This is a genomic window from Pseudomonas sp. D1-1, assembly GCF_051132225.1.
Lineage (GTDB): Bacteria > Pseudomonadota > Gammaproteobacteria > Pseudomonadales > Pseudomonadaceae > Aquipseudomonas.
On record NZ_CP071676.1, the window covers coordinates 2,198,782 to 2,224,510 of the forward strand.

At 61.3% G+C, this 25,729-nt stretch carries 22 protein-coding genes; 9 read left to right on the forward strand and 13 right to left on the reverse strand.

Features of this window, described 5'->3' with window-relative positions:
• Positions 1-116: 116 nt before the first annotated feature.
• The 7 genes from J3P86_RS09950 to J3P86_RS09980 all read right to left on the reverse strand — a co-directional run bounded on the left by J3P86_RS09950 (position 117) and on the right by J3P86_RS09980 (position 8,466).
• Positions 117-542 carry a GNAT family N-acetyltransferase gene (locus J3P86_RS09950; RefSeq protein WP_434674026.1) on the reverse strand — a complete coding sequence of 142 codons (426 nt, stop codon included), beginning with the start codon at positions 540-542 and terminating at the stop codon, positions 117-119.
• The gene (locus J3P86_RS09955; protein ID WP_434700086.1) at positions 535-1,701 is read right to left on the reverse strand and encodes a JmjC domain-containing protein; all 1,167 of its coding nucleotides are present in this window, start codon (positions 1,699-1,701) and stop codon (positions 535-537) included. Before J3P86_RS09955 ends, J3P86_RS09950 begins: the two co-directional genes overlap by 8 nt.
• A gap of 84 nt (positions 1,702-1,785) precedes the next feature.
• The gene (purB, locus tag J3P86_RS09960; RefSeq protein ID WP_434603714.1) at positions 1,786-3,156 is read right to left on the reverse strand and encodes an adenylosuccinate lyase; all 1,371 of its coding nucleotides are present in this window, start codon (positions 3,154-3,156) and stop codon (positions 1,786-1,788) included.
• 190 nt (positions 3,157-3,346) lie between these two features.
• Complete coding sequence (hflD, locus tag J3P86_RS09965) at positions 3,347-3,970, reverse strand: high frequency lysogenization protein HflD (RefSeq protein WP_305495552.1); 624 nt, start codon at positions 3,968-3,970, stop codon at positions 3,347-3,349.
• Positions 3,967-5,091, reverse strand: coding sequence for a tRNA 2-thiouridine(34) synthase MnmA (mnmA, locus tag J3P86_RS09970; RefSeq protein ID WP_434700087.1), 1,125 nt, complete (start codon positions 5,089-5,091; stop codon positions 3,967-3,969). The genes hflD and mnmA overlap by 4 nt, the downstream gene beginning before the upstream one ends.
• A 59-nt stretch (positions 5,092-5,150) precedes the next feature.
• Complete coding sequence (locus J3P86_RS09975) at positions 5,151-5,597, reverse strand: NUDIX hydrolase (protein WP_434700089.1); 447 nt, start codon at positions 5,595-5,597, stop codon at positions 5,151-5,153.
• Between the two features lie 643 nt (positions 5,598-6,240).
• Positions 6,241-8,466, reverse strand: coding sequence for an NADP-dependent isocitrate dehydrogenase (locus J3P86_RS09980; protein ID WP_434700091.1), 2,226 nt, complete (start codon positions 8,464-8,466; stop codon positions 6,241-6,243).
• A 480-nt stretch (positions 8,467-8,946) separates the two neighbouring features.
• On the opposite strand from J3P86_RS09980, the gene icd reads away from it, so the two are divergent.
• Entirely contained in the window at positions 8,947-10,203 is a 1,257-nt protein-coding gene (gene icd / locus J3P86_RS09985) for an NADP-dependent isocitrate dehydrogenase (RefSeq protein ID WP_305495545.1), read from the forward strand.
• Between the two features lie 76 nt (positions 10,204-10,279).
• Here icd and J3P86_RS09990 read toward each other — a convergent pair whose 3' ends face one another.
• On the reverse strand, positions 10,280-10,579 hold the full coding sequence (locus J3P86_RS09990) for a cold shock domain-containing protein (RefSeq protein ID WP_434624690.1): 300 nt from the start codon (positions 10,577-10,579) through the stop codon (positions 10,280-10,282).
• 224 nt (positions 10,580-10,803) lie between these two features.
• Here J3P86_RS09990 and clpS point away from each other — a divergent pair, with 224 nt between their 5' ends.
• Both clpS and clpA read left to right on the forward strand, forming a co-directional pair.
• Positions 10,804-11,166 (forward strand): ATP-dependent Clp protease adapter ClpS, encoded by a 363-nt coding sequence (gene clpS / locus J3P86_RS09995; RefSeq protein WP_305495541.1) that lies wholly within the window; start codon positions 10,804-10,806, stop codon positions 11,164-11,166.
• 29 nt (positions 11,167-11,195) lie between these two features.
• Positions 11,196-13,466, forward strand: coding sequence for an ATP-dependent Clp protease ATP-binding subunit ClpA (gene clpA, locus J3P86_RS10000; RefSeq protein ID WP_305495539.1), 2,271 nt, complete (start codon positions 11,196-11,198; stop codon positions 13,464-13,466).
• Between the two features lie 232 nt (positions 13,467-13,698).
• On the opposite strand, the gene infA is transcribed toward clpA, so the two are convergent.
• The 4 genes from infA to trxB all read right to left on the reverse strand — a co-directional run bounded on the left by infA (position 13,699) and on the right by trxB (position 16,547).
• On the reverse strand, positions 13,699-13,917 hold the full coding sequence (infA, locus tag J3P86_RS10005; RefSeq protein WP_002553999.1) for a translation initiation factor IF-1: 219 nt from the start codon (positions 13,915-13,917) through the stop codon (positions 13,699-13,701).
• A gap of 157 nt (positions 13,918-14,074) precedes the next feature.
• Positions 14,075-14,782 (reverse strand): arginyltransferase, encoded by a 708-nt coding sequence (locus J3P86_RS10010; RefSeq protein ID WP_434569013.1) that lies wholly within the window; start codon positions 14,780-14,782, stop codon positions 14,075-14,077.
• Between the two features lie 57 nt (positions 14,783-14,839).
• Positions 14,840-15,520, reverse strand: coding sequence for a leucyl/phenylalanyl-tRNA--protein transferase (gene aat, locus J3P86_RS10015; protein ID WP_434569012.1), 681 nt, complete (start codon positions 15,518-15,520; stop codon positions 14,840-14,842).
• Between the two features lie 67 nt (positions 15,521-15,587).
• Positions 15,588-16,547 carry a thioredoxin-disulfide reductase gene (trxB, locus tag J3P86_RS10020; protein WP_434603730.1) on the reverse strand — a complete coding sequence of 320 codons (960 nt, stop codon included), beginning with the start codon at positions 16,545-16,547 and terminating at the stop codon, positions 15,588-15,590.
• Positions 16,548-16,882: 335 nt separating this feature from the next.
• On the opposite strand from trxB, the gene J3P86_RS10025 reads away from it, so the two are divergent.
• From J3P86_RS10025 to cysG, 6 genes are all read left to right on the forward strand, one after another.
• Complete coding sequence (locus J3P86_RS10025; protein WP_434569010.1) at positions 16,883-19,288, forward strand: DNA translocase FtsK; 2,406 nt, start codon at positions 16,883-16,885, stop codon at positions 19,286-19,288.
• A gap of 57 nt (positions 19,289-19,345) precedes the next feature.
• Positions 19,346-19,969 (forward strand): outer membrane lipoprotein chaperone LolA, encoded by a 624-nt coding sequence (gene lolA / locus J3P86_RS10030; protein ID WP_434624685.1) that lies wholly within the window; start codon positions 19,346-19,348, stop codon positions 19,967-19,969.
• Positions 19,970-20,121: 152 nt separating this feature from the next.
• Entirely contained in the window at positions 20,122-21,447 is a 1,326-nt protein-coding gene (locus J3P86_RS10035) for a replication-associated recombination protein A (RefSeq protein ID WP_434624683.1), read from the forward strand.
• A complete protein-coding gene (gene crcB / locus J3P86_RS10040; RefSeq protein WP_207961507.1) occupies positions 21,444-21,818 on the forward strand; it encodes a fluoride efflux transporter CrcB in 375 nt (124 codons plus the stop codon). The genes J3P86_RS10035 and crcB overlap by 4 nt, the downstream gene beginning before the upstream one ends.
• Positions 21,819-21,833: 15 nt before the next feature.
• A complete protein-coding gene (serS, locus tag J3P86_RS10045; protein ID WP_434624681.1) occupies positions 21,834-23,114 on the forward strand; it encodes a serine--tRNA ligase in 1,281 nt (426 codons plus the stop codon).
• Positions 23,115-24,509: a siroheme synthase CysG gene (gene cysG, locus J3P86_RS10050; protein WP_434624679.1), complete on the forward strand. Its 1,395-nt coding sequence runs from the start codon at positions 23,115-23,117 to the stop codon at positions 24,507-24,509. It abuts the gene before it with no gap.
• Between the two features lie 138 nt (positions 24,510-24,647).
• Here cysG and J3P86_RS10055 read toward each other — a convergent pair whose 3' ends face one another.
• Entirely contained in the window at positions 24,648-25,652 is a 1,005-nt protein-coding gene (locus J3P86_RS10055; protein ID WP_434700093.1) for a glutathione S-transferase family protein, read from the reverse strand.
• Positions 25,653-25,729: the final 77 nt, after the last annotated feature.

Below are 25,729 nucleotides of genomic sequence, written 5' to 3' on the forward strand. Positions count from 1 at the left end.
GAGGGCCTCTTCGCGAGCAGGCTCGCTCCCACATTTGCGCCGAAGTGATCACCGGATCGGTGTTCGCAGCAGAACCTTGTGGGAGCGAGCCTGCTCGCGAATGCCGCACCACGGTCTCAGATCGAGCGCCGCACCATGTCCACGTGAGGAATCCCGGCTTCGAGGAACTCCTCGCTGACCACCGCAAACCCCAGTCGCTCGTAAAACGGCGTGGCGTGCACCTGGGCGCTGAGCATCTGCTGCTTGAGCCCGCGCTTCTCGGCCTCGGCGATTGCTGCGTGCATCAGCGCATCGCCGACTTTCAGGCCGCGCCAATCCTTCAGGACCGAGACGCGGCCGATATGGCCATCGGTCAGCAGGCGCGCGGTGCCGATGGGGAAGTCGCCTTCGAAGGCCAGGAAATGCACGGCGTCCTGGTCATCCGAATCCCACTCCAACTCCGGCGGCACGGATTGCTCGGCAATGAATACCGCTTCACGAATGCGCCGGATCTCGGCGTTATCCTTTTGCCAGTCTGCGACACGAACGTGAATTTTATTCATCGGCGAACCCCAGGCTACCTTGCTTGACCAATTCATGAATGAGGCCGCGACCGTCCTCGTCGGCCAGCCATGGGCCGAGGTTCTCGATGTGCAGCGCGTCGGCGGCACAGATCATCTTCAACAGGTCGCGCAATTTGCCCGGCAAATAACGGCTCTGGCCGCTGGCGAACAGCAACAGGTCTTCATCGACTTCCGACCAGGCCAGGCGAGCGCTCGGGTTGCGAATGATCACCGCGCCCTGTTCCAGTCCGGCCAGCAGATCGTCCTCTTCCAGCTCCGGGCCGACGACCAGTTCCGGATAGCGCGGCTCGGTCATGAACTGGCCGAACCAGGTCAGCAGCAGGCGCTCGTCGCTCATGTGCTCGGCCAGCAGGCCCTTGAGTCGGTCCAGGGCGTCTTGCTGGATCTGATGCGGATCGGCGACAGGCCGCGCATCGGCGTCGGTGTAGCGCTCTTCATCCGGCAGGAACTGGCTGAGGAAGTCGGTGAAATGGGTCAGCACCTCGGCGGCGCTCGGTGCGCGGAAACCCACCGAATAGGTCATGCAGTCATCCACGGCGACGCCGCAGTGGGCCAGGCGCGGCGGCAGGTAGAGCATGTCGCCAGGTTCCAGGACCCATTCCTCGGTCGCCTCGAAATCGGCGAGGATGCGCAAGTCTGCATGGGGCAGCAGCGGGCTTTCGGAGTTGCACATCTGGCCGATTTTCCAGTTGCGCTTGCCGTGGCCCTGCAGCAGGAACACATCGTAGTTGTCGAAATGCGGGCCGACGCCGCCACCTGGGGCAGCGAAGCTGATCATCACATCGTCGATGCGCCAGCTCGGCAAAAAGCGGAAATGCTCCAGCAGCTCGCTGACTTCCGGTACGAACTGGTCGACCGCCTGCACCAGCAGGGTCCACTCGCGCTCCGGCAGTTTGCTGAACTCGTCTTCGGCGAACGGGCCGCGACGCAATTCCCAGGGGCGCTCGCCGTGTTCGATCACCAGGCGTGACTCGATCTCTTCCTCAAGCGCAAGGCCGGCCAGTTCGTCGGCGTCGATCGGGCTTTCGAAGTCAGGAATGGCCTGGCGGATCAGCAGGGGTTTCTTCTGCCAGTAGTCGCGCAGGAACTCCCGTGCCGTGATACCGCCCAGGAGTTGCAGTGGAATGTCAGAATTCATGTGTAACCTATTGAAAAAATATACTTTTCAGACGCGAATAAAAACGCCCGGCGCGGCCGGGCGTCTCAAAGGTGAAGCGATGTGTCAGATGCGCTTGGCTTGTGCCGCCGCGTTGCCGATGTAGCTGGCCGGGGTCAGTTTCTTCAGCTCTGCCTTGGCCTCGGCAGGCATGTCCAGGCCATCGATGAAAGTCTGCAACGCGTCCGGGCTGATGCCCTTGCCACGGGTCAGTTCTTTCAGCTTTTCATAGGGGTTTTCGATGTTATAGCGACGCATCACGGTCTGGATCGGCTCGGCCAGGACTTCCCAGCAGGCATCCAGGTCGGCGGCGATTTTCTGCTCGTTCAGTTCCAGCTTGCTGATGCCCTTGAGGCTGGCCTCGTAGGCGATGACGCTGTGGGCAAAACCTACGCCCAGGTTGCGCAGCACGGTGGAGTCGGTCAGGTCGCGCTGCCAGCGGGAAATCGGCAGCTTGCTCGCCAGGTGCTGGAACAGCGCGTTGGCGATGCCCAGGTTGCCTTCGGAGTTTTCGAAGTCGATCGGATTGACCTTGTGCGGCATGGTCGAGGAACCGATTTCGCCGGCGATGGTGCGCTGCTTGAAGTAACCCAGGGAGATGTAGCCCCAGATGTCACGGTCGAAGTCGATCAGGATGGTGTTGAAGCGCGCGATCGCGTCGAACAGCTCGGCGATGTAGTCATGCGGTTCGATCTGGGTGGTGTACGGGTTGAAGCTCAGGCCCAGCTCGTCTTCGATGAAGGCGCGGGCGTTGGCTTCCCAGTCGATGTCCGGGTAGGCCGACAGGTGGGCGTTGTAGTTGCCCACGGCGCCGTTGATCTTGCCCAGCAGTGGCACGGCGGCTACTTGGGCGATCTGGCGCTCCAGGCGATACACCACGTTCGCCAGTTCCTTGCCCAGGGTGGTCGGCGAAGCCGGTTGACCGTGGGTGCGCGACAGCATCGGCACGTCGGCGAAGCGGATCGCCAGTTCGCGGATGGCCTGGGCGGTCTGGCGCATCAGGGGCAGCATCACCTCGTCACGGCCTTCGCGCAGCATCAGGGCGTGGGACAGGTTGTTGATGTCCTCGCTGGTGCAGGCAAAGTGGATGAACTCGCTGACGTTGGCCAGTTCCGGCAGCTTGGCCGCCTGCTCCTTGAGCAGGTATTCGATGGCCTTGACGTCGTGGTTGGTGGTGCGCTCGATCTCTTTGACGCGCTCGGCGTGCTCCAGCGCGAAATCGTCGGCCAGGGCGTTCAGTACCGCGTTGGCTTCGGCGGAAAAGGCCGGTACTTCGCCAATGCCAGGGTGAGCGGCCAGGCGCTGGAGCCAGCGCACTTCAACCAGAACGCGGGCACGGATCAGGCCGTACTCGCTGAAAATAGGGCGCAGGGCCTGGGTTTTGCCGGCGTAGCGGCCGTCTACAGGGGAAACCGCAGTGAGCGAAGAGAGCTGCATGGGGTGTTCTCGGACAGTCGGGCAACGAAATGGGGCGCGTATCATACATGAAATCCAGCGCCGGTCCGTTGCCAACTGACCGGCGTGTTACGCGTATCGAGATAAAACTGTTCATCACCTGTGGCGAGGGCGCTTGCTCCCGCTGGGCTGCAAAGCAGCCCCTCAATGTCCACAAGCAGGTCGAGGCGGCTTATTCGTTGCGCATCAACGGGTAAAGCTCTTTCAGCAATTTGCGCCGGCTGATCACCAGCTGCCAGCGATGCCCACCCAGTTGTCGCCACAGCCGCGCCGAGCGAATCCCGGCCAGCAACAGGGCGCGGATCTTCGAAGCGTTACTAGGCTGCTGCAGGTTGCGCATGTCGCCATGCACCTGGATGCGCTGGCGCAGGGTACTCAAGGTGTCCTGGTACAGCGCGCCGCAAGCGGCGATCACGTTCTCGTGGGACGGGCCGAAGTGTTCGACCTGGGACTGGATTTGCGGCAGGCGTTTGCCGATGGTTTCCAGCAGGTCGTCGCGCTTGGCCAGCTGACGCTCCAGGCCCAGCATCGACAGAGCGTAGCGCAGCGGCTCGCGTTGCAGGGCACTGGGGTCGCGCTCCAGGGCGCCGATCAGCGCACGGTAGCCTTCGCGCAGGTTCAGGTCATCGCCACCATAGACTTCCAGGGTGTCCTTGGGATCGCGCACCAGCAGGCTGCCGAGCATGCAGCCCAGGCCGGCTTCGGTGGCCTGGCCGGTCTTGGCGATCCGGTCCACCAGCACCGCGGCGAGAAACACCCCGCCGAGTGCCGTCAGTTGTTCCTGGATCGGCGTCATGCCTGGCTGCTCCATGGCTCGGCGACTTCTATCACGCCGCCGCCGAGGCAGACTTCACCGTCGTAGAACACCACGGACTGGCCGGGGGTGACCGCGCGCTGCGGATCATCGAACGTGGCGCGATAGCCGCTGGCGGTTTTTTCCAGGGTGCAGGGTTGGTCGCTCTGGCGATAGCGAACCTTGGCCGTCAGGCGGCGCGGTTCGCTGAGGTCGATCGGGTTGACCCAATAGATATCGGAGGCCAGCAGGGCACGGGAAAACAGCCATGGATGGTCATTGCCCTGGCCAACGATCAGCTCGTTGTGCTCCAGGTCCTTGACCAGCACGTACCAAGGCTCTTCACCGGCGTCTTTCAAGCCGCCGATGCCCAGGCCCTGGCGCTGGCCGATGGTGTGGTACATCAGACCATGGTGGCGGCCGATGACTTCGCCTTCGGTGGTCTTGATCTCGCCCGGCTGGGCCGGCAGGTATTGCTTGAGGAAATCGCTGAAGCGCCGTTCGCCGATGAAGCAGATCCCGGTGGAATCCTTCTTCTTGGCGGTGGCCAGGTCATGTTTCTCGGCAATCGCGCGCACTTCGGGTTTTTCCAGTTCGCCCACCGGGAACAGGGTCTTGGCGATCTGTTCTGCGCCGACGGCGTGCAGGAAATAACTCTGGTCCTTGTTCGGGTCCAGCCCCTTGAGCAGCTCGGTACGACCGTCGATGTCGCGGCGGCGCACGTAGTGACCGGTGGCGATCAGGTCGGCGCCGAGCATCATGGCGTAGTCGAGGAACGCCTTGAACTTGATTTCGCGGTTGCAGAGGATGTCCGGGTTCGGCGTGCGACCGGCCTTGTATTCGGCGAGGAAGTGCTCGAACACGTTGTCCCAGTACTCCGCGGCGAAGTTGGCGGTGTGCAGCTTGATGCCGATCCGGTCGCAGACGGCCTGGGCGTCCGCCAGGTCGTCCATGGCGGTGCAGTATTCGGTTCCGTCGTCTTCTTCCCAGTTCTTCATGAACAGGCCTTCCACCTCATAACCCTGCTCGATCAGCAGAAGGGCGGAAACGGAAGAGTCCACGCCGCCGGACATGCCGACTATGACGCGTTGCTTGGGGGTGTTCGAAGAGGCTGGATCACGCATAGGAATTCAATGAGTGTCTTGAAAAAGGACGCGATTCTATCAGGCCCGGGCGTGCAAGGCTAAAGAGAAGGGCGGATAAGCTCCAGGCTGTGGCGATGGCCGGCCAGGTAATCGTCGATGCAGCGGATGACCAGCTCGCTGCGCCAGCGGTCGCGCTGTTTCAGCAATTCGTCGCGGGTCAGCCACTTGGCGCCGAGGATGCCGTCGTCCAGTTGATAATCCGGGTGGTGTTTCAGGGCTTTGGCGGCGAAGCAGACCCGTTGGTAGGTCACACCGTTGCTCGGGGCGGTGTAGAGGTAGAGGCCGGTGACGCTGGTGGGTTCGACGTCCCAGCCGGTTTCTTCGAGGGTTTCACGTATGGCGGCTTGGATCAGTGTTTCGTTCGGGTCCAGGTGGCCGGCGGGCTGGTTGAGCACTGCTCGTCCGCCCTTGGATTCTTCGACCATCAGGAAGCGGCCGTGGTCTTCGACGATGGTGGCGACGGTGATGTGGGGTTGCCAGTTCATGAGACTCCTCTATTTCTCGGATTTTGTTGGCTGAGTACATATCCATTGCTGCGGTCACGGCTGCTTAGGGTTCCGCCCTTACGGCGGGTCACTTTTTTCAGACGCCAAAAAAGTAACCAAAAAGGCTTAGCCCCACCACTCGGTGCCTCGCCTAGGCTCGGCATGCCCTCACTCCGGCATTGCTCCGTGGGCCGCCGCGAAGGGCCATCCATGGCCCAGCGCGGCTAACCCGGCGTCCATGCCGGGTTGCCCACTGCGCAATGCCTGCGTTCGGCCATCGTGGTTAACGGGGCGCCCCAAATCAGGATCAGGATCAGGATCAAGATCAAGATCAAGATCAAGATCGAGGCGGCCTGATAGCCGGCCTGTCTCTTTGGCTATACCCCGGTCTAATTGTGGGAGCGAGCCTGCTCGCGAAGGCGGCCTGACAGCCGACCTGTCTTTGCCGGCTGTACTCCAATCCAACTGTGGGAGCGAGCTTGCTCGCGATAGCGGTGGGTCAGTCAGCGCCTGAATTGAATGATGAATCGCAATCGCGAGCAAGCTCGCTCCCACAGGGTCGGGTGCTGTCTGACGGATAGTGTAAATGCCAGAAACACAAACCCCGGCACAGGGCCGGGGTTTGTGGTGTTTCCTTGCGACCTTATACCAGCGCAGCAATCGCCGCGTTGAAGGTGTTGCTCGGGCGCATGGCCTTGCTGGTCAGCTCAGGGTTGGCGGAGTAGTAGCCGCCGATGTCCACTGGCTTGCCTTGGACGGCGTTGAGCTCGGCAACGATTTTTTCTTCGTTGTCGGTCAGGGTCTTGGCCAGGGTGGTGAACTGCGCCTTCAGGGCTGCGTCGTCATCCTGGGCGGCCAGTGCCTGGGCCCAGAACAGGGTCAGGTAGAAGTGGCTGCCGCGGTTGTCGATGCCGCCGACCTTGCGCGAAGGCGACTTGTTGCGGTCCAGGAATTCGCCAGTCGCCTGGTCGAGAGTCTTGGCCAGCACCAGTGCTTTCGGGTTGTTGTAGGTCACGCCCAGGTGTTCCAGGGATGCGGCCAGGGCCAGGAACTCGCCCAGGGAATCCCAACGCAGGAAGTTCTCTTCCAGCAATTGCTGCACGTGCTTGGGTGCCGAGCCGCCGGCGCCGGTTTCGAACAGGCCGCCACCGTTCATCAGTGGCACGATCGAGAGCATCTTGGCGCTGGTGCCCAGTTCCATGATCGGGAACAGGTCGGTCAGGTAGTCACGCAGTACGTTGCCGGTCACCGAGATGGTGTCCTTGCCTTCGCGGGTACGCGCCAGGGTGAACTTCATCGCGTCGACAGGCGACATGATGCGGATCTCCAGGCCGCTGGTGTCGTGATCCTTCAGGTAAGCCTGGACCTTCTCGATCATCACGCCATCGTGGGCGCGCATCGGGTCGAGCCAGAAGATTGCCGGGGTGCTGCTGGCGCGGGCGCGGTTGACGGCGAGCTTGACCCAGTCCTGGATCGGCGCGTCCTTGGTCTGGCACATGCGGAAGATATCGCCAGCCTCGACGTTCTGCTCCAGCAGGGTGCGACCGTTGCTGTCCGAGACGCGGACCACACCGTCAGTCTTGATCTGGAAGGTCTTGTCGTGGGAGCCGTACTCTTCGGCTTTCTTGGCCATCAGGCCGACGTTCGGCACGCTGCCCATGGTGGTCGGGTCGAAGGCGCCGTGTTGCTTGCAGTCTTCGATCACGGCCTGGTAGATGGTCGCGTAGCAGCGATCCGGGATCACGGCCTTGGTGTCGTGCAGCTGGCCGTCGGTGCCCCACATCTTGCCGGAGTCACGGATCATGGCTGGCATCGAGGCGTCGACGATGACGTCGCTCGGCACGTGCAGGTTGGTGATGCCTTTGTCGGAGTTGACCATCGCCAGTGCCGGACGAACGGCATAGACCGCCTGGATGTCGGCTTCGATCTGCGCCTGCTGCTCGGCCGGCAGGGCCTTGATGCGGGCGTACAGGTCGCCGATGCCGTTGTTCAGGTTGAAGCCGATCTGCTCCAGTACCTGGGCGTGCTTGGCCAGCGCGTCCTTATAGTACTCAGCCACGATCTGGCCGAACATGATCGGGTCGGAGACCTTCATCATGGTCGCTTTGAGGTGAACCGACAGCAGCACGCCTTTCTGCTTGGCGTCTTCGATTTCGGCGGCGATGAAATTGCGCAGGGCATTTTTGCTCATGACCGCGCAATCGAGGATCTCACCGGCTTGGACGGTGGTTTTTTCCTTCAGGACAGTGGCAGTACCGTCCTTGGCGATCAGCTCGATCTTCACGCTGCCCGCGGCGTCGATCAGGGCGGCTTTTTCGCTGCCGTAGAAATCGCCGGTACTCATGTGGGCCACGTGGGATTTGGAATCGGCAGCCCAGGCGCCCATCTTGTGCGGGTGCTTGCGAGCGTAGTTCTTCACCGACAGCGGCGCGCGGCGGTCGGAGTTGCCTTCGCGCAGGACCGGGTTCACGGCGCTGCCCTTGACCTTGTCGTAACGGGCGCGGACTTCTTTCTCGGCGTCGGTGGTCACGGTTTCCGGGTAGTCCGGCAGTGCGTAGCCCTGGGCCTGCAATTCCTTGATCGCGGCCTGCAGTTGCGGCACCGAGGCGCTGATGTTCGGCAGCTTGATGATGTTGGCTTCAGGCGTGACGGCCAGGTCGCCCAGTTCGGCGAGGTGGTCGGCTACGGCTTTGTCACCCAGTTGCTCGGGGAAGCTGGCCAGGATGCGCCCTGCGAGGGAGATATCGCGGGTCTCCACGGCGATATCGGCCGAAGCGGTGAAGGCTTCGACGATCGGCAGCAGCGAATAGGTGGCGAGGGCAGGCGCTTCGTCGGTGAAGGTATAGATGATCTTCGAGCGGGTGGGCATATTCGGATTAACTCTCTTCTTTGCTAAAGCATGCGCAGAAACTCGAGGGGCGCCGGGTAAGCGCGTTCGTTCAAAGTCATCCGTGAGCCGAATGTCGAGGTTTCTTCGCGGTGATGTTGGGTGCATCAGTCGAGCGTCAAGCGGTCGGGCCGCGGTACGGTCCGGCTTTCAAATTGGCGGAAAGTCTCGTGATAGAGCCGTCAGCCGTCGTGACCCTGTGGTCAGCGGCGGCATTATACATAGGTAGCTGGCGATCTGCCGACGGTTCATAGACTTCCGTACACGTCCATTGGTCTAAACGTCGCAGGCCGCGGGGCTGGACTATGCTCAAGTTTGGCGCTTTTCCCTTGGTTTTCAGGCTTGTACGCGGCGAACTCGGTTTATTTGCCGAGGACGGGCCGAACGTAGGGTTTGCGTGCCGATACAACTGGGGTACGCTCGAACGCAGCCAGATGTTCAATCCAAGCAATGGAGTTCAGCATGGGGTATCAAAAGATTCAGGTTCCAGCCGTCGGTGACAAAATCACCGTCAATGCAGACCATTCTCTTAATGTTCCCGACAATCCGATCATTCCTTTCATTGAAGGTGACGGCATTGGCGTTGATATCAGTCCGGTCATGATCAAGGTCGTCGACGCCGCGGTCGAGAAGGCTTATGGCGGCAAGCGCAAGATTTCCTGGATGGAAGTCTATGCCGGTGAAAAAGCCACCCAGGTCTACGACCAGGACACCTGGCTTCCCCAGGAAACCCTGGACGCGGTCAAGGACTACGTGGTTTCCATCAAGGGCCCTCTGACCACGCCGGTCGGTGGCGGTATCCGTTCGTTGAACGTCGCGCTGCGCCAGCAGCTGGACCTGTATGTCTGCCTGCGCCCGGTGCGCTGGTTCGAGGGTGTGCCAAGCCCGGTGAAGAAGCCTGGCGATGTCGACATGACAATCTTCCGCGAGAACTCCGAAGACATCTATGCAGGCATCGAGTGGAAGGCCGGTTCGGCCGAGGCCACCAAGGTCATCAAGTTCCTCAAGGAGGAAATGGGTGTTACCAAGATCCGCTTCGACGAAGATTGCGGTATCGGCGTCAAGCCGGTTTCCAAGCAGGGCACCAAACGTCTGGCGCGCAAAGCCTTGCAATATGTTGTCGACAATGACCGCGATTCGCTGACCATCGTGCACAAAGGCAACATCATGAAGTTCACCGAAGGTGCCTTCAAGGAATGGGCCTACGAAGTGGCGGCCGAAGAGTTCGGCGCGACCCTGCTCGACGGCGGGCCCTGGATGCAGTTCAAGAATCCGCGGACCGGCAAGAATGTCGTGGTCAAGGATGCCATCGCCGACGCCATGCTCCAGCAGATCCTGCTGCGCCCGGCCGAGTACGACGTGATCGCAACCCTGAACCTCAACGGCGACTATCTCTCCGACGCCCTGGCGGCCGAAGTGGGCGGTATCGGTATCGCGCCGGGCGCCAACCTGTCGGACACCGTGGCGATGTTCGAGGCCACCCATGGCACCGCGCCCAAATATGCCGGCAAGGACCAGGTCAACCCGGGTTCGCTGATCCTGTCGGCGGAAATGATGCTGCGTCACATGGGTTGGACCGAAGCGGCCGACCTGATCATCAAGGGCACCAACGGCGCGATCTCGGCCAAAACCGTGACCTATGACTTCGAACGCCTGATGGACGGAGCCAAGCTGGTATCGTCTTCCGGCTTTGGTGATGCACTGATCTCGCACATGTAGGCGGATCGTTACGCAACTGAAAACGCCCGGCTCGAGTGATCGATCCGGGCGTTTTGCCTGAGGAGGGGCGGGTGTGTCAGCCTTTTTCGGAGGCGCTGACGTGCTCCAGGGCGTTGACGGATTCGGGCGTGGCGTCGGCGTTGTCCTGCGCGACGGGCGTGATGGCGACTGCGTGTACGCCCTTGGGACCCTGGATCATGCTGAACGACACGGTTTGCCCGGCCTTCAAGGTCTTGTAGCCGTCCATCAGGATCGCCGAGTAGTGAGCGAACAGGTCTTCCTTATTCGGATCGCCATCGCGATTGATAAACCCGAAGCCCTTGGAGTTGTTGAACCATTTGACCTTGCCCTTGAATGTCATCCCGGTACCCGGCATACCAATATCCCTCTGCAACACACCCCGCCATGGGAGTATCATCCTGACTATCCGCCGTCGATCATTGAAATCGGATTGACTTCACGGACCTTTTTAACCCACGGTGGGCTCTATTGGTTGTAACACCGATTTGCCGATAGTCAAGGTGATCGGGCAGTAGCGGTTGAAATCGCCTGCAAGCGGCCCCATCACTGTATTCGCCAACTAAACGAACCTTTCTTTCCATGCATGCAATCAGCCAGATTCGACTAACATTCAATCAGGATCGCCCGGATCTACATGACGACGATTCAGCGGGTATTGCTGTTCAGGAATCAAAGCCCGCTTTACAGGCTCCACCGATGTACAAGGTGGTTTTGTTCAACGATGACTACACACCGATGGATTTCGTCGTCGAAGTGCTCGAGGTGTTTTTTAACCTGAATCGCGAGCTGGCGACCAAGGTCATGCTGGCCGTCCATACAGAGGGACGGGCAGTATGTGGAGTGTTTACCCGCGACATCGCCGAGACAAAGGCCATGCAGGTCAACCAGTACGCCCGGGAAAGCCAGCATCCGCTACTCTGTGAAATCGAGAAGGACGGTTAACGCCGACCACTTGGGTATGAGGTGAAGCTATGTTAAACCGCGAGCTCGAAGTCACCCTCAATCTTGCCTTCAAGGAGGCTCGTTCGAAGCGTCATGAATTCATGACCGTCGAACACCTGCTGCTGGCCCTATTGGATAATGAGGCTGCCGCCACCGTTTTGCGTGCCTGCGGCGCAAACCTCGATAAACTCAAGCATGATCTGCAGGAGTTCATCGACTCCACCACGCCATTGATCCCCGTTCATGACGAGGATCGCGAAACCCAGCCAACCCTGGGCTTCCAGCGTGTATTGCAGCGTGCTGTCTTTCACGTACAGAGCTCGGGCAAGCGCGAAGTCACCGGCGCCAATGTCCTGGTCGCGATCTTCAGCGAGCAGGAAAGCCAGGCGGTCTTCCTGCTCAAGCAGCAGAGCGTGGCGCGTATCGATGTCGTCAACTACATCGCCCATGGCATCTCCAAGGTGCCCGGGCATGGCGATCATTCCGAGGGTGAGCAGGACATGCAGGACGACGAGGGCGGTGAGTCTTCTTCTTCAGGCAATCCCCTGGATGCCTATGCCAGCAACCTGAACGAACTGGCGCGCCAGGGCCGTATCGACCCGCTGGTCGGGCGCGAGGCGGAAGTCGAGCGCGTGGCGCAGATCCTGGCCCGGCGTCGCAAGAACAATCCGCTGCTGGTAGGCGAGGCGGGCGTGGGCAAGACCGCGATCGCCGAAGGCCTGGCCAAGCGCATCGTCGATAACCAGGTGCCGGACCTGCTGGCCAACAGTGTCGTCTATTCCCTCGACCTGGGTGCCTTGCTGGCCGGTACCAAATACCGCGGCGACTTCGAGAAACGCTTCAAGGCGCTGCTCGGCGAGCTGAAGAAACGTCCGCAGGCGATCCTGTTCATCGACGAGATCCACACCATCATCGGTGCCGGTGCTGCGTCGGGTGGCGTCATGGATGCCTCGAACCTGCTCAAGCCGTTGCTTTCCTCGGGTGATATCCGTTGCATCGGCTCGACCACGTTCCAGGAATTCCGTGGCATTTTCGAGAAAGACCGTGCTTTGGCCCGGCGTTTCCAGAAAGTCGACGTCTCGGAGCCGTCGGTGGAAGACACCATCGGCATCCTGCGCGGCCTGAAAGGGCGTTTCGAGCTGCACCACAGCATCGAATACAGCGATGAGGCGTTGCGCGCCGCCGCCGAGCTGGCCTCGCGCTACATTAATGATCGGCACATGCCGGACAAAGCCATCGATGTTATCGACGAGGCGGGTGCCTATCAGCGCCTGCAACCGGTGGAGAATCGCGTCAAGCGCATCGACGTGCCGCAGGTCGAGGACATCGTCGCGAAGATCGCGCGGATTCCGCCAAAACACGTCACCAGTTCCGACAAGGAGCTGCTGCGTAACCTGGAGCGCGACCTGAAGCTCACGGTGTTCGGCCAGGATGCGGCCATCGACTCGCTGTCGACCGCTATCAAGCTGTCGCGCGCCGGTCTCAAGTCGCCGGACAAACCGGTCGGTTCGTTCCTGTTCGCCGGGCCTACCGGTGTCGGCAAGACCGAGGCGGCACGGCAGTTGGCCAAGGCGCTGGGGATCGAGCTGGTGCGCTTCGACATGTCCGAGTACATGGAGCGTCACACCGTATCGCGGCTGATCGGTGCGCCTCCAGGTTATGTCGGCTTCGACCAGGGCGGCCTGTTGACCGAGGCGATCACCAAGCAGCCGCACTGCGTGCTGTTGCTCGATGAGATCGAGAAGGCGCATCCGGAAGTCTTCAACCTGCTGCTGCAGGTCATGGACCACGGTACGCTGACCGACAACAACGGACGCAAGGCGGATTTCCGCAACGTGATCATCATCATGACCACCAACGCCGGCGCTGAAACCGCTGCGCGCGCTTCGATCGGTTTCACCCATCAGGATCACTCGTCCGATGCGATGGAAGTGATCAAGAAGAGCTTCACGCCTGAGTTCCGTAACCGCCTGGACACTATCATCCAGTTTGGTCGCCTCAGCCATGAAGTCATCAAGAGCGTGGTGGACAAGTTCCTTACCGAACTTCAGGCGCAGCTCGAAGACAAGCGGGTGTTGCTGGAGGTTACCGATGCGGCACGCAGCTGGCTCGCCGAAGGTGGCTACGATGTGACGATGGGGGCACGGCCGATGGCTCGCCTGATCCAGGACAAGATCAAGCGTCCACTGGCGGAGGAAATCCTCTTTGGCGAACTGGCCGAGCATGGCGGTGTGGTCCACATCGACATCAAGGATGGCGAGCTTACGTTCGACTTCGAAACCACGGCAGAAATGGCCTGATCGTAAATCTGGGATAAGCAAAAGGCGCCGAAAGGCGCCTTTTTGCTATATGCGACACCGCAATCCCATGTGGGAGCGAGCTTGCTCGCGATGGCTGCGGCACATTCGGCACTGATGCAAACTGACCCACCGCTATCGCGAGCAAGCTCGCTCCCACAGTGTTTCGGGGCAGCCATCAAATCGCGGGCAAACAAAAACGCCCGACATGAGCCGGGCGTTTTGTATTGACTTGTTAGCGAGCGCGGTAAGTGATGCGCCCTTTGCTCAAGTCATAGGGCGTCAGCTCGACGCGCACTTTGTCACCGGTAAGAATACGAATGTAGTTCTTGCGCATCTTGCCGGAGATATGCGCGGTTACGACGTGCCCATTTTCCAACTCCACACGAAACATGGTGTTGGGCAGGGTGTCGACGACAGTGCCTTCCATTTCGAAGCTGTCTTCTTTCGACATGCAGTAAAGCCCTCGGTATCCAGTGAATGGCCCGGTGCAACTGCGCCAGGCAAAAGCGGCGTGCATTGTGCCCGAAAAAGGGGGGGCAAGCCAAGGGGTTCTTGGGATACTCGACGAGTCGGGTACTTGCATCGGGGCACTCATTGCGAGCGAGCCCTTAGTTCAGGACAACCCACCGCTGATTGATCAGCAATTCAATGGGCCGATATTGGGTCTTGTAGTTCATTTTTTTGCAGTTCTTGATCCAATAGCCCAAGTACACCGCATCCAGGCCCAGGCGCCGGCACTCGTTGATCTGCCAGAGAATCGCAAAACGCCCCAGGCTGCGTTTTTCTTCGTCGGGCTCATAGAAGGTGTACACCGCCGAAAGCCCATTGGGCAGCAGGTCGGTGACGGCGATGGCGACCAGTCGGTCATCGAGGCGGAACTCGTAGAAGCGCGAGAACGGCAGGTCGCGCACCAGGAACGTCGAGAATTGATCCCGGCTAGGCGGGTACATGTCACCATCGGCGTGGCGTTGCTCGATATAGCGCTGGTACAGGTCAAAATATTCTTCGGTAAATTGCGGCTTGGCCGGGCGCACCTGCAAGTCGGCGTTGCGCTTGAAAATACGCTTTTGCTGGCGATTGGGTGTGAATCGCGCCACGGGAATGCGCGCCGGAACGCACGCATTGCAGTGTTGGCAATGGGGCCGGTAAAGATGATCGCCACTGCGCCGAAAGCCCATTTCCGACAGGTCTGCGTAGACATGCACATCCATGGGCTGGCTCGGGTCGAGGAACAGGGTCGTGGCCTGCTCCTCCGGCAGATAACTGCAAGAGTGAGGTTGAGTGGCATAGAACTTCAAGCGCGCCAACTCGGTCATGATCAACCCTCGGGATAAAACTTCAATTCAAGTGTAAGCCAGTCGAGCGAATATCGCTCAGCAAAGCCAGGTGGCCTGGTTGGGCTGGTCCAGGTGCGCCTTCAGGTAATCGGCAAACGCTGCGCGGGGAATCGACCGGGCGCCCAGGCTGTGCAGGTGCTCGGTGGGCATCTGGCAGTCAATGAGCACGAAACCCGCTTCCTTGAGATGTTGGACCAGGGTTGCGAAGCCGAATTTCGACGCATTGTCGGCCCGGCTGAACATCGACTCGCCGAAAAACAGCTGCCCCATCGCCAGGCCATACAAGCCGCCCACCAGTTGGTCCTGGTCCCAGACCTCCACCGAATGGGCGAAGCCACGCCGGTGCAGTTCCAGATAAGCGGTCTGCATGGCGTCGGTGATCCAGGTGCCGTCGGCATAATCGCGGGGTGCGGCGCAGGCCTTGATGACCGCCGCGAAGTCCCGGTCGAACGTCACTTGATAGCGCTGCTTGCGCAACAGCTTGTTCAGGCTGCGGGAAACATGCAGTTCGTCGGGAAACAGCACGGTGCGCGGGTCCGGTGACCACCACAGAATCGGCTGTCCCTCCGAGAACCATGGAAAGCAGCCGTGGCGATAGGCCTGGATCAACCGATCGGCGCAAAGATCCCCGCCGGCGGCCAGCAAGCCATTGGGGTCGCGCATGGCTTTTTCCAGCGGTGGGAAATCGAACGTGTTGCGTTGTAACCAGGTCAGCATCGTTATCCGGACTTGCAGAAGGGGAGGGGAGCGGGCCCTGTCATAGGCCCGCCCTAGAGGTTAACCGTCAAACGGCCGGGATGTCATCGAGATACTTTTCTGCATCCAGCGCGGCCATGCAACCGGCGCCGGCGGACGTAATGGCCTGGCGATAGACGTGGTCAGCCACGTCGCCGGCGGCAAAAACACCTTCGATGTCAGTGGCGGTGGCATTGCCTTCGCTGCCGCCACGCACAATCAGGTAGCCATCGCGCATCTGCAACTGGCCCTGGAACAGATCGGTGTTGGGTTTATGCCCGATGGCGATGAACACCCCGGCCAGGGATAACGTGCTGGTATCGCCCGTCTCGCTGTGCCGCAGGCGCGCGCCGGTCACGCCGCTGGCGTCACCCAGCACTTCATCCAGGTTCTGGTTCCAGTGCAGGCGGATATTGCCGTTGGCTGCCTTTTCGAAGAGCTTGTCCTGCAATATCTTTTCCGCGCGCAGCTTGTCGCGGCGGTGAATCAGGTGAACTTCCCTGGCGATGTTCGACAGGTACAAGGCTTCTTCAACCGCCGTGTTACCGCCACCGATAACGGCCACCACCTGGTTTCGATAAAAGAAGCCATCACAGGTCGCGCAGGCGGACACGCCTTTGCCGGCGAAGGTTTCCTCTGAAGGCAGGCCCAGGTATTGAGCCGAGGCGCCAGTGGCGATGATCAATGCATCGCAGGTATAGGTGCCGCTGTCGCCGACCAGTTCGAACGGTCGCTGTTGCAACTTGGCGGTATGGATATGGTCGTAGACGATCTGCGTGTCGAAGCGCTCGGCGTGCCGCTGCATGCGTTCCATGAGTACGGGACCGGTCAGGCCTTCGACATCGCCGGGCCAGTTATCGACTTCGACCGTGGTGGTGAGCTGGCCACCGGCCTGTATGCCGGTAATGACAACGGGTTTGAGGTTGGCGCGGGCTGCATAGACAGCCGCGCTGTACCCTGCAGGGCCGGAACCGAGAATGATCAGGCGTGAATGCTTCGCTTCGCTCATAAAAAACACCTCATAAGCCTTTGTCACAAAAGAGAATGCATGCTCAAATTGGCGCCCGATGACCCATTTCTGGCCAGGTTGTCGCCGGGCGAGCGGGCAATGCCTCTGGCAAGACAAACCCGTACAATGCTTGAGTTTTGAACGCAGGACGGGCAAAAGGTCAAATCTTCGGCAACACCTGCGGTTTTCCGGACGCATGCCACAGTGGTAAAACATGCCTCAGTGGTAAAAGTAGTACCGGTTGAGCACATTCACTTTTTTTACCTGCTCCCCGTGGGCAGTTTTTATAGTCATTCAACAGATGGACGCGCCATTGGCGCAGGAAAAGAAGCGTTTTGAAGAAATCCACCGCAGCACCCAAGACAGTCGTTCCGCTCTGGCGCCAACAATTGCACTACCGGCTCAAGGAAGGTGCGTTGATCGCCATTGGGGCCTTGTGCCTGTTCCTGATGATGGCCTTGCTGACCTACGGCAAGGACGATCCGGGCTGGAGCCACAACAGCAAGATCGAAGACGTGCAGAATTTCGGCGGGCCGGCCGGTTCCTACAGCGCTGACATCCTGTTCATGGTGCTGGGCTATTTCGCCTATATTTTCCCGCTGCTGCTGGCGATCAAGACCTATCAGATTTTCCGCCAGCGCCATGAGCCCTGGCAGTGGAGCGGCTGGCTGTTCTCCTGGCGCCTGATTGGCCTGGTGTTCCTGGTGTTGTCAGGCGCCGCGCTGGCACATATCCATTTCCACGCACCCACCGGCCTGCCGGCCGGGGCGGGTGGTGCGCTGGGCGAGAGCCTTGGTGATCTGGCGCGCAATGCCCTGAATATCCAGGGCAGCACGCTGCTGTTCATCGCACTGTTCCTCTTCGGCCTGACGGTGTTCACCGACCTGTCCTGGTTCAAGGTCATGGACGTCACCGGCAAGATCACGCTCGACCTCATCGAATTGATCCAGGGTGCGCTGAACCGCTGGTGGGCGGCGCGCAACGAACGCAAGCAACTGGTGGCGCAACTGCGTGAAGTGGACGATCGGGTCCATGACGTCGTGGCGCCCACCGTTCCGGACAAACGCGAGCAGGCCAAGGTCAAGGAACGCCTGATCGAGCGCGAGCAGGCCCTGAGCAAGCACATGTCCGAGCGCGAAAAGCAGGTGCCGCCGGTTATCACCATGGCCCCGGCCAAGCCGCCGGAGCAGAGCAAGCGCGTGCAGAAGGAAAAACAGGCGCCGCTGTTCGTCGACAGCGCGGTGGAAGGGACCTTGCCACCGATTTCGATCCTCGATCCTGCCGAAAAGAAACAACTCAATTATTCCCCCGAATCCCTGGCGGCCGTCGGTCACCTGCTGGAGATCAAGCTCAAGGAGTTCGGTGTCGAGGTGTCGGTGGATTCGATCCATCCGGGTCCGGTCATCACCCGTTACGAAATCCAGCCGGCCGCCGGCGTCAAGGTCAGCCGTATCGCCAACCTCGCGAAGGACCTGGCGCGCTCCCTGGCGGTCACCAGCGTGCGGGTGGTGGAAGTGATCCCGGGCAAGACCACCGTGGGCATCGAGATCCCCAACGAGGATCGCCAGATCGTGCGCTTCTCCGAGGTGCTCTCGACCCCCGAGTACGACAATCACAAGTCACCGGTCACCCTGGCCCTGGGCCACGACATCGGCGGCAAGCCGGTCATCACCGACCTGGCGAAGATGCCTCACCTGCTGGTGGCCGGTACCACCGGTTCGGGTAAGTCGGTGGGGGTGAACGCGATGATCCTGTCGATCCTGTTCAAGTCCGGCCCGGAAGACGCCAAGCTGATCATGATCGACCCGAAGATGCTCGAATTGTCGATCTACGAAGGCATCCCGCACCTGCTGTGCCCGGTGGTCACCGACATGAAGGACGCGGCCAACGCCCTGCGCTGGAGCGTTGCCGAGATGGAGCGCCGCTACAAGCTGATGGCGAAGATGGGCGTGCGCAACCTGTCGGGCTTCAACGCCAAGGTCAAGGAGGCCGAGGAAGCCGGCACGCCGTTGAGCGACCCGCTGTACCACCGCGAAAGCATCCACGACGAAGCGCCGCTGTTGCACAAGCTGCCGACCATCGTGGTGGTGGTGGACGAATTTGCCGACATGATGATGATCGTCGGCAAGAAGGTCGAAGAACTGATCGCCCGTATCGCCCAGAAAGCCCGTGCGGCCGGTATTCACCTGATCCTCGCCACACAACGGCCGTCGGTAGACGTGATCACCGGCCTGATCAAAGCCAACATCCCGACCCGCATGGCGTTCCAGGTGTCGAGCAAGATCGACTCGCGGACCATCATCGACCAGGGCGGCGCCGAGCAATTGCTCGGCCACGGTGACATGCTCTACATGCCGCCCGGCACCAGCCTGCCGATCCGTGTCCACGGTGCGTTCGTCTCCGATGACGAAGTGCACCGCGTGGTCGAAGCCTGGAAGTTGCGTGGCGCGCCTGAATACAACGACGACATCCTCAACGGTGTCGAAGAGGCCGGCAGCGGTTTCGAGGGCAGCAGTGGCGGCGGTGACGACGATGCCGAGACCGATGCGCTCTATGACGAAGCGGTGCAGTTCGTCCTGGAGAGTCGCCGTGCCTCGATTTCCGCCGTACAGCGCAAGCTGAAGATCGGCTACAACCGCGCCGCACGCATGATCGAGGCCATGGAAATGGCCGGGGTCGTGACGGCCATGAACACCAACGGCTCGCGCGAAGTGCTGGCGCCGGGCCCGATGCGCGACTGACAACCCGGGCGGCGTGATGACGCGCCGCTCGCCCCCCACGAATTCATGAGGACTCCCATGCGCCTGATTCGCATGCTGTTGTTGCCCGTATTGGCTTTGTCTACCTTGTCGGTCCATGCCGGCGAGAAAGATGTGGCCCGCCTGACCCAGTTGCTGGGCGGCTCCCAGACCCTGACTGCGCGTTTCTCCCAGCTGACCCTCGACGGCAGCGGCACCCAGTTGCAGGAAACCGCTGGCGACATGGCCCTGCAGCGCCCTGGCCTGTTCTACTGGCACACCGATGCACCCGCCGAACAGCTGATGGTGTCCGATGGCAAGAAAGTCTCCCTGTGGGACCCGGACCTCGAACAAGTGACCATCAAGACCCTCGACCAGCGCCTGACCCAGACGCCGGCGCTGCTGCTCTCCGGCGATATCTCGGAGATCAGCCAGAGCTTCGACATCACCTCCAAGGAGGCCGGTGGCGTGATTGACTTCACTCTCAAGCCGAAGACCAAGGACAGCCTGTTCGACAGCCTGCGCCTGTCGTTCCGCAACGGCCTGGTCAACGACATGCAACTGATCGACAGTGTCGGCCAGCGCACCAATATCCTGTTCACCGGGGTCAAGGCCAACGAGCCGATCGCCGCGTCCAAGTTCAAGTTCGACATCCCCAAGGGTGCGGATGTGATCCAGGAATAAATAAAGGCAAGCCCCCCTGTGGGAGCGAGCTTGCTCGCGATGGCGTCATATCAGTCAACATTGATATTGAATGTAATGCCGCTATCGCGAGCAAGCTCGCTCCCACAGGGGGCGGTGTTCAACAGGACCCAGTGGAGGTTGCATAAGCAGTGATGGACCTGTTTCGAAGCGCCCCGATTGCCCAGCCATTGGCCGCCCGCCTGCGGGCCACCAACCTGGATGAGTACGTCGGCCAGGAACATGTGCTCGCCCGGGGCAAGCCCCTGCGCGAAGCCCTGGAGCAGGGCGCCCTGCATTCGATGATCTTCTGGGGCCCGCCGGGGGTCGGCAAGACCACCCTGGCGCGGTTGCTGGCGGAAGTCTCGGACGCGCATTTCGAAACGGTGTCGGCCGTGCTGGCCGGGGTCAAGGAGATTCGCCAGGCGGTGGAAATCGCCAAGCAGCAGGCCGGCCAGTACGGCAAGCGCACCATCCTGTTCGTCGATGAAGTGCATCGCTTCAACAAGTCGCAGCAGGACGCCTTCTTGCCCTATGTCGAAGACGGCACGCTGATTTTCATCGGTGCCACCACCGAGAACCCTTCGTTCGAACTCAACAACGCCTTGCTGTCCCGCGCGCGGGTCTACGTGCTCAAGAGCCTCGACGAGGCGGCGATGCGCAAGCTGGTGCATCGCGCGCTCACCGAAGAGCGCGGCCTGGGCAAGCGCCACCTGAGCCTCAGCGACGAAGGTTTCCAGATATTGTTCAGCGCTGCCGACGGCGATGGCCGACGCCTGCTCAACCTGCTGGAAAACGCCTCGGACCTGGCCGAAGACGACAGCGAGATCGGTGTCGAACTGCTGCAAAGCCTGCTGGGCGATACCCGGCGCCGCTTCGACAAGGGCGGCGAGGCGTTCTACGACCAGATTTCGGCGCTGCACAAGTCGGTGCGCGGCTCCAACCCGGACGGCGCGTTGTACTGGTTTGCGCGGATGATCGATGGCGGTTGTGATCCGCTGTACCTCGCGCGCCGCGTGGTGCGCATGGCCAGCGAAGACATCGGCAACGCCGATCCGCGCGCGCTGAGCCTGTGCCTGACGGCCTGGGACGTGCAGGAACGCCTCGGCAGCCCGGAAGGCGAGCTCGCCGTGGCCCAGGCCATTACCTACCTGGCCTGCGCGCCGAAAAGCAACGCCGTCTACATGGGCTTCAAGGCGGCGATGCGCAGCGCCGCCGAGCACGGCTCTCTGGAAGTGCCGTTGCACCTGCGCAACGCGCCGACCAAGCTCATGAAACAGTTGGGCTACGGCGAGGAATACCGTTACGCCCATGACGAGCCTGACGCTTACGCCGCTGGCGAAGACTATTTTCCCGAGGAACTCGAACCCCAGCGGTTCTATCAGCCGGTGCCCCGTGGCCTGGAGCTGAAGATCGGCGAGAAGCTCAACCACTTGGCGCAATTGGACCGATTGAGTCCACGGCAGCGGAGAAAACCGTGATCCCCTTGATTCTCGCAGTCTCCGCCGGCGGCGTTGCCGGTACATTGTTGCGTTTCGCCACGGGCAACTGGATCAGCGCAAATTGGCCGCGGCACTTCTATACCGCGACGCTGGCCGTTAATATCGTGGGCTGTCTGCTGATCGGCGTCCTATACGGCCTGTTTCTGATTCGCCCCGAAGTGCCCATCGAGGTGCGCGCGGGGTTGATGGTCGGTTTTCTTGGCGGCCTGACGACTTTTTCATCCTTTTCACTGGATACGGTGCGCCTGCTGGAAAGCGGGCAGGTGCCGCTGGCCCTGGGCTATGCGGCCATCAGCGTGTTCGGCGGGCTGCTCGCCACCTGGGCCGGCCTGTCCCTGACCAAACTTTGATAACGAGAGACCGACATGCTCGATTCCAAACTGTTACGTAGCAACCTTCAGGACGTAGCGGACCGCCTGGCATCCCGTGGCTTTGCCCTGGATGTCGCGCGCATCGAAGCGCTGGAAGAACAGCGCAAGACCGTCCAGACCCGCACCGAAGCCCTGCAGGCTGAACGTAACGCGCGCTCCAAGTCCATCGGTCAGGCCAAGCAGCGCGGCGAAGACATCGCGCCGCTGATGGCCGATGTCGAGCGCATGGCGGGCGAGTTGAGTGCCGGCAAGACCGAACTGGACGCGATCCAGAGCGAGCTTGATTCGATCCTGCTGGGCATCCCGAACCTGCCTCACGAATCGGTGCCGGTGGGTGAAGACGAAGACGGCAACGTCGAAGTACGTCGCTGGGGCACGCCGAAAGTCTTCGATTTCCCGGTACAGGACCACGTCGCCCTGGGCGAGAAATTCGGTTGGCTGGACTTCGAAACCGCCGCCAAGCTGTCGGGCGCGCGTTTCGCCCTGCTGCGCGGGCCGATCGCCCGTCTGCATCGCGCACTGGCGCAGTTCATGATCAACCTGCACGTCACCGAGCACGGCTACGAAGAGGCCTACACGCCTTACCTGGTCCAGGCGCCGGCGCTGCAAGGCACCGGTCAGTTGCCGAAGTTCGAGGAAGACCTGTTCAAGATCGCTCGCGACGGCGAAGCCGACCTGTACCTGATCCCGACCGCCGAAGTCTCGCTGACCAACATCGTTGCCGGCGAAATCGTCGACGCCAAGCAACTGCCGATCAAGTTTGTCGCCCACACCCCGTGCTTTCGCAGTGAAGCCGGCGCGTCGGGTCGTGACACTCGCGGCATGATCCGCCAGCACCAGTTCGACAAGGTCGAGATGGTGCAGATCGTCGAGCCGTCGAAATCCATGGAAGCCCTGGAAAGCCTGACCGCCAACGCCGAGAAGGTCCTGCAACTGCTCGAGCTGCCGTATCGCACCCTGGCGCTGTGCACCGGCGACATGGGCTTCAGCGCGGTCAAGACTTACGATCTGGAAGTCTGGATCCCGAGCCAGGACAAGTACCGCGAGATTTCGTCGTGCTCCAACTGCGGTGATTTCCAGGCCCGCCGCATGCAGGCGCGTTTCCGCAACCTGGAAACCGGCAAGCCGGAACTGGTCCATACCCTCAATGGCTCCGGCCTGGCGGTGGGTCGTACGCTGGTCGCCGTGTTGGAAAACTATCAGCAGGCCGACGGTTCGATCCGGGTGCCTGAAGTGCTGAAGCCGTACATGGGCGGCATCGAGGTCATCGGCTAAATGGACTATCTGCCACTGTTCCACAACCTGCGCGGCAGCCGCGTGCTGGTGGTCGGCGGCGGCGAGATTGCCTTGCGCAAGTCTCGCCTGCTGGCGGATGCCGGTGCCCTGCTGCGGGTGGTCGCACCCGACATCGAACCGCAGTTGCGGGAACTGGTCAGTGGCAGCGACGGCGAATGCGTGCTGCGTGGCTACGTTGAAGCGGATATGGACGGCTGCGGCCTGGTCATCGCCGCCACCGACGACGAGCCGCTCAATGCCCAGGTTTCGGCCGACGCCCACAAGCGCTGCGTGCCGGTCAACGTGGTGGACGCGCCTGCGCTGTGCAGCGTGATCTTCCCGGCGATCGTCGACCGCTCGCCGCTGGTTATTGCGGTGTCCAGCGGCGGCGACGCGCCGGTGCTGGCACGGCTGATCCGCGCCAAGCTGGAAACCTGGATTCCATCGACCTACGGGCAACTGGCCGGCCTGGCGGCGCGCTTTCGCAATCAGGTCAAGCAACTGTTTCCCGATGTGCAGCAACGGCGGGCATTCTGGGAAGAGGTTTTCCAGGGCCCGATCGCCGATCGCCAACTGGCCGGGCAGGGCGCCGAGGCCGAGCGGTTGCTGCGCGAGAAGATCGACGGCCAGGCGCCGAACGCGCCGGGGGAAGTCTATCTGGTAGGCGCCGGGCCGGGTGACCCGGACCTGCTGACCTTCCGCGCGCTGCGCCTGATGCAGCAGGCGGACGTGGTGCTTTACGACCGTCTGGTGGCCCCGGCGATTATCGAGCTGTGCCGGCGCGACGCCGAGCGGGTTTACGTCGGCAAGCGCCGGTCCGAGCATGCGGTACCCCAGGACCAGATCAACCAGCAATTGGTCGACCTGGCCCGGCAGGGCAAGCGTGTGGTGCGGTTGAAGGGCGGCGATCCGTTCATCTTCGGTCGTGGCGGCGAAGAAATCGAAGAACTGGCGGCCCATGGCATCCCGTTCCAGGTGGTCCCGGGCATCACCGCCGCCAGTGGTTGCGCGGCTTACGCCGGGATCCCGCTGACCCATCGCGACTACGCCCAGTCGGTGCGTTTCATCACCGGGCATCTCAAGGACGGCAGCAGCGATCTGCCCTGGGCGGACCTGGTATCGCCAGCGCAGACCCTGGTGTTCTACATGGGCCTGGTGGGGCTGCCGGTGATTTGCAACGAATTGATCAAGCACGGTCGAGCGGCGGACACGCCGGCGGCGCTCATCCAGCAAGGCACGACTTCAAACCAGCGGGTGTTTACCGGTACCTTGGCGGACCTGCCGCGGCTGGTGGCCGAGCATGAGGTGCATGCGCCGACACTGGTGATCGTCGGGGAAGTGGTGCAGTTGCGCGAGAAGCTGGCTTGGTTTGAAGGGGCTCAGGGGCAGGTCTGAAGACCGCGCCGCTGCCAATCGCGAGCAAGCTCGCTCCCACAGGGGACTGTGTGTAACCACGGATTGTGGCCAACACCAATCAACTGTGGGAGCGAGCTTGCTCGCGATGAGGCCCTCAATCACAGCGAAAATCCAGGATCAATCCCGGGCCCCGCGCCAGATCCCTTTCCCACCCAACCTCCCTCGATCATGCGCCACCATGAAGTCCTGCTTCGGCCCCTTGGGCACGATCCCATTGGGGTTGATGGTCTTGTGGCTGCCGTAGTAATGCTCCTGGATATGCGTGAAATCCACTGTCTCGGCAATGCCTGGCCACTGATACATCTCCCGCAGCCAGTTCGACAGGTTCGGATAATCGGCGATGCGTCGCAGGTTGCATTTGAAGTGACCGAAGTACACCGCGTCGAAACGGATCATCGTCGTGAACAAGCGGATGTCGGCCTCGGTCAGGTACTCGCCAGCCAGGTAGCGGCGGGTGTCGAGCAGAGCCTCCAGACGGTCCAGCTCGGCAAACAGCTGATCAAAGGCTTCTTCGTAAGCCGCCTGGGTGGTGGCGAAGCCGGCCCGGTAGACGCCGTTGTTCACCGCCGGATAGATGCGCTCGTTCAACCCATCGATTTCGCCGCGCAGGTGCTCTGGATAGAGATCCAGGTCGTTGCCGGTCAAACCATCGAAGGCGCTGTTGAACATGCGGATGATTTCCGCTGACTCATTGTTGACGATGCGCTGCTGCTGTTTATCCCACAGCGCGGGCACAGTGACACGACCGGTGTAGTTCGGTGTATCGGCGGTGTAGCGCTGGTGCAGGAAGTCGAAGTGGTCGAGCTTGTCGCCCGTCGAGCCGTGAGCCTGATCGAAGGTCCAGCCGTTTTCCAGCATCAGGTAGCTGACCACTGAAACATCGATCAGGTCTTCCAGGCCCTTGAGCTTGCGCAAGATCAGCGTGCGATGGGCCCAGGGGCAGGCCAGGGATACATAAAGATGATAACGACCGGCTTCGGCGGCGAAACCGCTCTCGCCGGAAGGGCCGGCGCTGCCGTCGGCGGTTATCCAGTGGCGGCGTTGCGCCTGTTCACGCTGGAAACTACCGTCCTTGCTCTCATACCACTGGTCCTGCCAGCGGCCCTCGACCAACAAACCCATCTCGATCTCCTCAGCCTGATAAACGTTGGAGAAGAGTCTATGCCGATAGGTTCGAACAAAAAGCGCAAAGGTTGGGC